Here is a 7,518-nt window from a genome sequence, read left to right on the forward strand (position 1 = left end):
CAAGCTCGCTGAGCAGTCAGACGCTCGGGCCGAGAAACTAACCATCCCTGAGTTCGAGCAGAAACGCGATGACTGCCTCGTGGCCGTGCTGCAGGGGTTGCGCACACAGGGGTACGGCGCGGGCAAGACGCTCGCGCGCTGGGAGCGGGGGCTGCGCCTCGCAACTTGAGCAATAGCCGAGGAGCCGAGTCCATATCTGTGAGCTCAAAGGCTATGAGGCTGCATGTCCCCTTTGTATCAACAATTGCGAAAAAATCCATGATCTCATTTAACTTGAATGGAAAAGCGGCGCGCGTGACGGGTGCGGCAAGTGGTGTCGGATTCGCTACTGCGAAGATGCTCTTGGAGTCCGATGCGACAGTCGCCCTGAACTTCCTCCCAAGCGATGCACGGGCCCCGCAGGCCGTGGCAGAACTGCGGGCCATCGGTGAAGTGATCGCGTTCCTGGAGACGTGGTTGACCCAGCGTCGGCCGAAGGGATGATCTCCAACGTGGTATCTGCGCTGGGCAGGCTTGACTTGCTCGTAAACAATGCCGGCGCCCTGGCGTGCGAGAACCTATTTCAGCGGCGCGCTTTGATCTGGTGACAGAAGAGCTTTGGAACGCTCTGCTTCAGGTGAACCTGATCAGCGTCTTTCGGTGCAGCAAGGCTGCAGCTTCGGCATTGAAGGCATCGAACGGAGCGATCGTGAATGTCGCATCAACCGCCGCCCTCGACGGGCGCGGCAGCACGATCCCTTACGCAGCCGCGAAGGCAGGGTGGTGAACCTCACGAAGAACTCCGCGCGGGCCCTTTCTCCCGAGGTTCGGGTCAATGCCGTCGCTCCTGGTTACACCCGCAAAGAGGAGCGCGAGGGCGATGTGCACCAGCGACACGCCGACCGGCGTGTCGTAGCGGCCGAGCCGGATCAAGATCACGGTGAGTGGCAAAGCACCTGGATGAACCGGCGAGAAGAAAGCATGCGTGCCGCCACTGAGATGTCCCTGCTGAAACACGCCGCCCGGCCAGCCGAGATCGCCGAAGTGATCGTTTATCTGGGTTCGGCGCCAGCATGATTACCGGCGCAACGGTTGCCGTGGACGGCCGTGTGCTGCTCGCGTGAGAGCAGTGCGCATCATGCGCACCTTTTCGGTTGGCGCGCCATTCCACGATCCATCGCCTTAATCTCAAGGCGATCTTCCATACCCATATGCCTTATGTCCGCGCGCTCGCGCGACTCAAGGATTTACGCATTAAGCCGATCGGCCAGACGGAAATTTGTCGCATCAACGACATCGCCTATGACGACCACAACCCGGGTTTTGTCCACGAACTTGCGGAAGGCGAGCGCCTTGCGGGGGCGCTCGGCGGCAAGTCGATTCTGTTCATGGCCAATCACCGCTTCCTCGTCACCGGCCAGACCGTGGCCCGAGGAGGAGCCGTCGACAACAAGCGACCGCAGCCAAGCCGGCGACTTTGAGGAATATGTTCATGGTTTCGATGTCTCCTCCATATGTCGCCAAGGCGGGTGCGTAAAATAGACCCGCCCGCCGTTACGCGGCGCGAGCGCGACGCCCAGCTCGCTCAAGCGGGCGGCGGAGATCTTCCGGGCCGTGGGAATGTACCCCCTCGTGGTGCGCAAAGAGGTGCACGGATTGATCGCGAACCGGCTGCAGCGATGTGACGGGAAGCGATGTGACGGGAGGCGCTGTGGCCGGTGCACGGGCGATTTAGCCACCGTGGAGGAGGTCGATGGCGCGATCCGCTACTCCTTCGGACTACGCCGCGCGGTCATCGGCCCCTTCAGCTTCGGCGGCGATGGGACCGCCATGCGCCACAGCATGGAGAAATGGAGACCCGTGCAGCTGAAGGAGCCGTGGACGAAGTTCACTGACGTGCCCGAGCACAGCGACGCCTTCCTGGACAAGCTCACTGAGCAGTGAGACGCTCGGGCCGAGAAACTAACCCTTCTCGTATCAGCGTCGCCATCCCTCGCAGATCGGACATACGCGCAGCATAGAGTCCCTCCCCAAAAGGTCATGATGCTGCAATCCACGCGTGGCAAGCTCTGGCTGAGGTTTGGTTGCGTAAAGACGCCGCGCCATCGAACCCTTGAGCCCGATCGCCTTGCCGGTTTCGTCGAGTCAACGGAATCTAGTGTCAAGGCCTATCTGTACCGCATAATGACGTCAGTGGACGCGTCCCGAAGCTACGGTTCGACCTCTCTATGAACAAGTCGTGAAGAAGCGGTTCGACGGGACTCCGGTATCCGCCTCGCGGTGTGAACGATCGCTCCCCGCTTTCGTAGCGCAGCCCTGGGATGTGGTGAAGCATGGCCGTTCGTTTTGGGACCGAACGTCATGTCTTCGCAAGCGCTCTGACGCGGCGGTGCGTCCTCTATGATCCGACACTACGCTGATGAGCGCAGGCAGGCGGGTGCAGAATTTCTGCAATTACAGCGATCATTTCGCATAAATTCGCTCGTAAGACTGGGAGTTTGCAGCTGAAATATCGATCTCGCTGTTAATTTCTGAGTCCTGTCGGCCGCGTCGCGGCGAGCCTCGCCAGAGTTTCGCCGATTGGCTGATAAAAAAGAGGAGACAAGATCATATTTACAGCACGCGTAGCGTCTGCCAGGCAAGCGCACCCTCCGATGCCGATAGCAGCTTCGGGTGGGGTGGCTGCAAATACTGCAGCAGCGAACATAGGCAACGAAGCGTTAGAGGCAAATGATGCCTTCGTGAGGTTCATCGGGGTTCAGAAGACGTACGACGGCGAGACGTTGGTCGTTAAGGATCTCAATTTGGGCATCGCGCGCGGCGAGTTCCTAACCATGCTGGGACCATCGGGCTCCGGCAAGACGTCTAGCCTGATGATGCTCGCCGGTTTCGAGGTGCCTACGGGCGGCCGAATTTTTCTCGACGGGCGTCCGATCGACAATGTGCCGCCGCATGTACGCAACATCGGCATGGTATTCCAGAACTATGCGCTGTTCCCCCACATGACCGTCGAAGAAAACATCGCGTTCCCACTGAAGGTCCGCAAGCTTGGTGCGGCCGAAAGAGGTGTGAGGATCAAGCGTGTGCTCGACATGGTTCGGCTTGGTGCTTATGCCAAGCGACGGCCCGCCCAGCTTTCCGGCGGCCAGCAGCAGCGGGTCGCCCTCGCGCGCGCGCTGGTCTTCGATCCGAAGCTCGTGTTGATGGACGAGCCTCTCGGTGCGCTGGACAAGCAGCTGCGCGAGCAGATGCAGCTCGAGATCAAACATATCCACCACGAGCTCGGCATCACGGTGGTCTATGTGACCCATGACCAGAGTGAGGCGCTCACCATGTCTGACCGCATCGCTGTATTCAACGACGGAATGATCCAGCAGCTCGCCGCGCCTGCCGAGCTCTACGAGCAGCCACAGAATGCGTTCGTTGCCCAGTTCGTCGGCGAGAACAATCAACTGCAGGGCAGGGTTGTAGCGATAGACGGCGCGACCTGCACGGTTGAAATTCCGGGCTCCGGCGGCGTGAAGGCGCTGGCAATCAATGTCGGGGCGGTCGGTCGGCTGACCGTGCTGTCGCTGCGGCCAGAACGGGTGAGGCTTAACCCAGTGCCGGGTTCGCTGCCGAACATCTTCGGTGCCCGCGTCGAGGAGCTGATCTATCTCGGCGATCACGTGCGCGCCCGCGTCTCAGTCTGCGGACGCGATGACTTCGTACTCAAGTTGCCGAATTCAGAAGGCATGACGCACGTCGAAGCCGGTGCGGCGATCTCCGTCGGCTGGAAGATGGAGGATTGTCGTGCACTGGGCCTGTCGAATGCCACAGGGGCTGCCGCGCAGTAACGGCGCGCGGGGTTCATTTTACGCCGCACCCGCCTGGGGCGGCATCTGGAGGAGACATCGAAGCCATGAACAGTCACTTGAATGTCGTCGTCTTGACCGCCATCACATCACTGATGCTAAGCCCTGCTGTCGCGGCCGACCGGGTGACGATCGCCTCAGCTGGCGGGGTTACGCAGGCGGCGCAGCGCAAGGCCTATTTTGAGCCCTTTTCAAAGGAAACCGGGATCAAGATCACTGAAGACGAGTTTGGCGGGGAGATCTCGAAGATCCGTGCTATGGTCGAGGCTAAGAGCGTGATCTGGGATGTGGCGTTCAACGCGGCAACCTGGTCCACAGAAATGTGCAATCAGGGCCTCATCGAAAAGATCGACTGGAAGAAGCTGGGCCTCGACCGGTCCAAGTTCCTCGGGGCCGACATGTATGAGTGCGGCGTGCCTTCTCATGTCTCCGCGACCGTACTCGCCTACGACAAGGATAAGCTGCCGAAGGGTCCGAAGACCATCGCCGACCTGTTCGACACGCAGAGGTTCCCCGGCAAGCGCGGCCTGTACAGGGATCCCTACGGTACGCTCGAATGGGCGCTAATCGCCGATGGGGTCCCCATCAAGGACCTTTACAAGGTGCTCAACACGCCCGAGGGCATCGACCGCGCCTTCAGAAAGCTCGACACAATCAAGAAGGACGTCATCTGGTGGCAGTCTGGGGCCCAGCCGGCGCAGCTTCTCGCCGACGGACAGGTCGTTATGACCGCGGCTTGGAACGGCCGCATTTATGATGCCGTCAAGAACTCCGGCAAGCATTTCGAGATCGTCTGGGATGCCCATACATGGGGCCCGGCTGTCTGGACGATCCCGAAGGGTGCTCCGCACCGAGAGGAGGCGTACAAGTTCATCGCCTTCGTGTCTTCGCCCCGTGTGCAGGCCGACCTGACCCACTATCTCCCCTACTTGCCCACCAACATTGACGCGATGGCTTTCGTGGATCCGGCGATCATGCCCCACCTTCCGACTGCGTCTGGGGCGATCATCGTCGACCCAACCTTCCAGCTCGAGAAGGCCGCCGAGCTGCGCCAGCGCTTTAACAGCTGGCTTGCGAAGTAGTACTGGGAGAGCATGGCGGGAGATGCCAATCCCGCGGAGTTCATCGGTGAACAGCAGGAACAAGCTCGATAGCAATGAAGGCGACCTTAACTAGCCATGGTATCGGCGGGCTTCCGCTCCGGGTCACCCTGCAGCGCGGCGAACGCCAGCGAAAACTGCGGGCGTTCGCGCTTGTCCTGCCGCTCCTTCTCTTCCTCTTGATTACTTTCGTCGTGCCGATTGGTCGGATGATCTTCAACGCTGTGCATGATGATACGTTGATGTCCCTAATGCCGAGGACTATGGCAGCGCTCAGGGATTGGGATGGCAAGGATCTACCGGACGAAGCAATTTACGCGGCGTTGGTGGGCGACCTCAAAGAGGCCGGGGAACAAGGGACTGCACCCGCGATCGGCACGCGGATTAACTATGAGTTTCCGGGAACCCTCAGTCAGGTCTCGTCGAGCGCCGGCAAGACGAGAACACTCACCTCCGGTCCCTATAAGAAAGCGTTGATCGAAATCAGTCCGCTCTGGGGGCGTAACGACATCTGGAGCCTGCTGAAGCGCGCGACCTCCGCCTACAGTGCCTACTACTTGCTTCGTTCGGTCGACTATCAGTTTGGGCCTGAGAGCCGGATTGTCGCCTCCCCGCATGGGAATGCGATCTTCCAGGGTGCGCTTCTGCGTACGATCGGCATCAGTGTTGCGGTTACTGCCGCTGCCGTGTTGCTCGCTTTTCCGGTGGCCTATCTCTTGGTGCTATTGCCACTTAAGACCAGTAATCTGCTGATGATCGTGGTTCTGCTGCCCCTTTGGACCTCGGTGCTGGTGCGCACAACTGCTTGGGTTATACTTTTGCAAGAGCACGGTTTGGTCAACGAATTATTGGTGGGGCTCCATATCTTATCGCAGCCCGCCAAACTCATCTATAGTCGGGTCGGAACTGTCGTGGCCATGACGCACATCCAACTACCGTTCACCCTTCTACCGATTTATAGCGTGATGAAGACAATCTCGCCCACCCATATGCGCGCTGCCCGTTCGCTTGGCGCCGGCCCCTTCTACGCCTTTTGGAAAGTTTACTTCCCCCAGACGCTGCCAGGCATTGCTGCTGGCTGCATTCTAAGCTTCATAATGTGCTTGGGTTATTACATTACCCCCGCACTAGTCGGGGCGCCGTCCGACCAAATGATCAGCTATTTTGTCGCCTCGTACATAAACGAAGAACTCAACTGGGGTATGGCCTCGGCCCTCGGTGCCATTCTGCTTATCACAACTCTCATGCTTTACTTTGTATTCAATAAGCTGGTTGGCGTCGATCGAATTAGGATGGGGTGAACCGTGTCTGTTCCCGCTTATGCATCTGCCGCCGAAAAGGCTTGGTATTGCCTCCACCGCGTGATCTGTGGAGCAGTGCTGCTGTTTCTGATTGCGCCCATTCTCGTGATTGTGCCCCTCTCGTTCAATTCCGTGCCGTTCTTTGCCTATCCCATGCCTTCCCTGTCGTTGCGTTGGTATGAGGAATTTTTTCTTACGATCCGATGGCAAGGCGCATTATACAACTCGATCTTCGTCGCGCTAATGGTGACGTTGCTGTCGTCGATGCTTGGCACCCTCGCCGCATTGGGACTAAGTCGGCCGAATTTTCCTTGGAGAACGGCAGTCACGGCTCTTCTGATTTCTCCCATGATCGTACCAGTCGTTGTCACGGCGGTCGGAGTTTACTTCTTCTTTGCAGATGCGGGTTTGCTCAATTCCTACACAGGACTTACCCTCGCGCACACAAGTTTGGCGTCTCCCTTCGTTGTGATACTGGTGACTGCAACCCTGAAGGGTTTCGATCATACCCTCGTCCGTGCGGCAGCGAGCTTGGGCGCTACACCCACGACGGTCTTTTTCAAGGTCATCTTACCACTCATCCTTCCTGGGGTGATTTCTGGAGCCCTCTTTGCCTTTATCACCTCCTTCGACGAGGTGGTGGTGGCGCTCTTCATTGCGGGGCCCGAGCAGCGGACGCTGCCCATGGTCATGTTCTCCGGCATTCGAGAGGAAGTCAGTCCCACCATCATCGCCGCCGCGACCGTGCTGATCCTGATCGCCATCGCGATGCTGATCACAATTGAACTCCTCCGTCGTCGCTCGGACCGGCTGCGTGGTATTCGAAACACCTGACGGATCAGCCTGAGCAGTGGCGACGTCCTCCGAATCACTTTCAGCCGACCCGGCGAGCGCGCATGCGATAATTATCGCGGAGCGCAAGGAGCGTTTCGCGGCGGAGGTCGCCCGCGATGCGAGATTGCGTAGTACGCATACGATGAAGACCGCCCGATTGACGCATGCGCGCGGGCACGGCGAGCTCTATGACGGTGCTGCGTGAAGGTCAGGCAGCCTGCTGACCGGCGGGCTTGTCGCCTTGGCGCAGGAGCTTCCATTGCCAGGGCAGCAGTTCGTGCAGACGCGATGCGGGCGAGGATGTCGGCGAGCCAGACCTTGGGATCGACTTCGTTGAAGCGTGAGCGTCATGCAGAGACCACACGCTGAGGGTTGATCTGGTCGGCTAGGAAGATCTCGCGGAATGGTTTGTCGCGAGGTCACAATGTCCAAGGATAGTCGTAAGGATAG

Annotated in this window: 9 protein-coding genes; all 9 read left to right on the plus strand. The window is 59.2% G+C overall.

The annotated features are described in order from the left end of the window. Window positions 1–213 precede the first annotated feature (213 nt). A complete protein-coding gene (locus tag ACZBJS_RS41500) occupies window positions 214–483 on the plus strand; it encodes an SDR family NAD(P)-dependent oxidoreductase (protein ID WP_463440234.1) in 270 nt (89 codons plus the stop codon). A 133-nt stretch (window positions 484–616) separates the two neighbouring features. Then, window positions 617–766 carry an SDR family NAD(P)-dependent oxidoreductase gene (locus ACZBJS_RS41505; RefSeq protein ID WP_463440241.1) on the plus strand — a complete coding sequence of 50 codons (150 nt, stop codon included), beginning with the start codon at window positions 617–619 and terminating at the stop codon, window positions 764–766. Continuing rightward, window positions 763–1,056: an SDR family oxidoreductase gene (locus ACZBJS_RS41510; RefSeq protein ID WP_463440235.1), complete on the plus strand. Its 294-nt coding sequence runs from the start codon at window positions 763–765 to the stop codon at window positions 1,054–1,056. Before ACZBJS_RS41505 ends, ACZBJS_RS41510 begins: the two co-directional genes overlap by 4 nt. Window positions 1,057–1,133: 77 nt before the next feature. Continuing rightward, window positions 1,134–1,460, plus strand: coding sequence for a class II aldolase/adducin family protein (locus tag ACZBJS_RS41515; RefSeq protein ID WP_463440236.1), 327 nt, complete (start codon window positions 1,134–1,136; stop codon window positions 1,458–1,460). A gap of 259 nt (window positions 1,461–1,719) precedes the next feature. Beyond that, window positions 1,720–1,923 (plus strand): hypothetical protein, encoded by a 204-nt coding sequence (locus ACZBJS_RS41520; RefSeq protein WP_463440237.1) that lies wholly within the window; start codon window positions 1,720–1,722, stop codon window positions 1,921–1,923. 734 nt (window positions 1,924–2,657) lie between these two features. Then, window positions 2,658–3,815 (plus strand): ABC transporter ATP-binding protein, encoded by a 1,158-nt coding sequence (locus ACZBJS_RS41525; protein ID WP_463440238.1) that lies wholly within the window; start codon window positions 2,658–2,660, stop codon window positions 3,813–3,815. Between the two features lie 65 nt (window positions 3,816–3,880). After that, window positions 3,881–4,915, plus strand: a complete 1,035-nt coding sequence (locus ACZBJS_RS41530; RefSeq protein WP_463440239.1) for an ABC transporter substrate-binding protein — start codon at window positions 3,881–3,883, stop codon at window positions 4,913–4,915. A gap of 74 nt (window positions 4,916–4,989) precedes the next feature. Beyond that, a complete protein-coding gene (locus ACZBJS_RS41535; protein ID WP_463440240.1) occupies window positions 4,990–6,234 on the plus strand; it encodes an ABC transporter permease in 1,245 nt (414 codons plus the stop codon). Window positions 6,235–6,294: 60 nt separating this feature from the next. Continuing rightward, the gene (locus ACZBJS_RS41540; RefSeq protein WP_463440242.1) at window positions 6,295–7,068 is read left to right on the plus strand and encodes an ABC transporter permease; all 774 of its coding nucleotides are present in this window, start codon (window positions 6,295–6,297) and stop codon (window positions 7,066–7,068) included. Window positions 7,069–7,518: the final 450 nt, after the last annotated feature.

This window comes from Bradyrhizobium sp. KZN70725, from assembly GCF_055264925.1.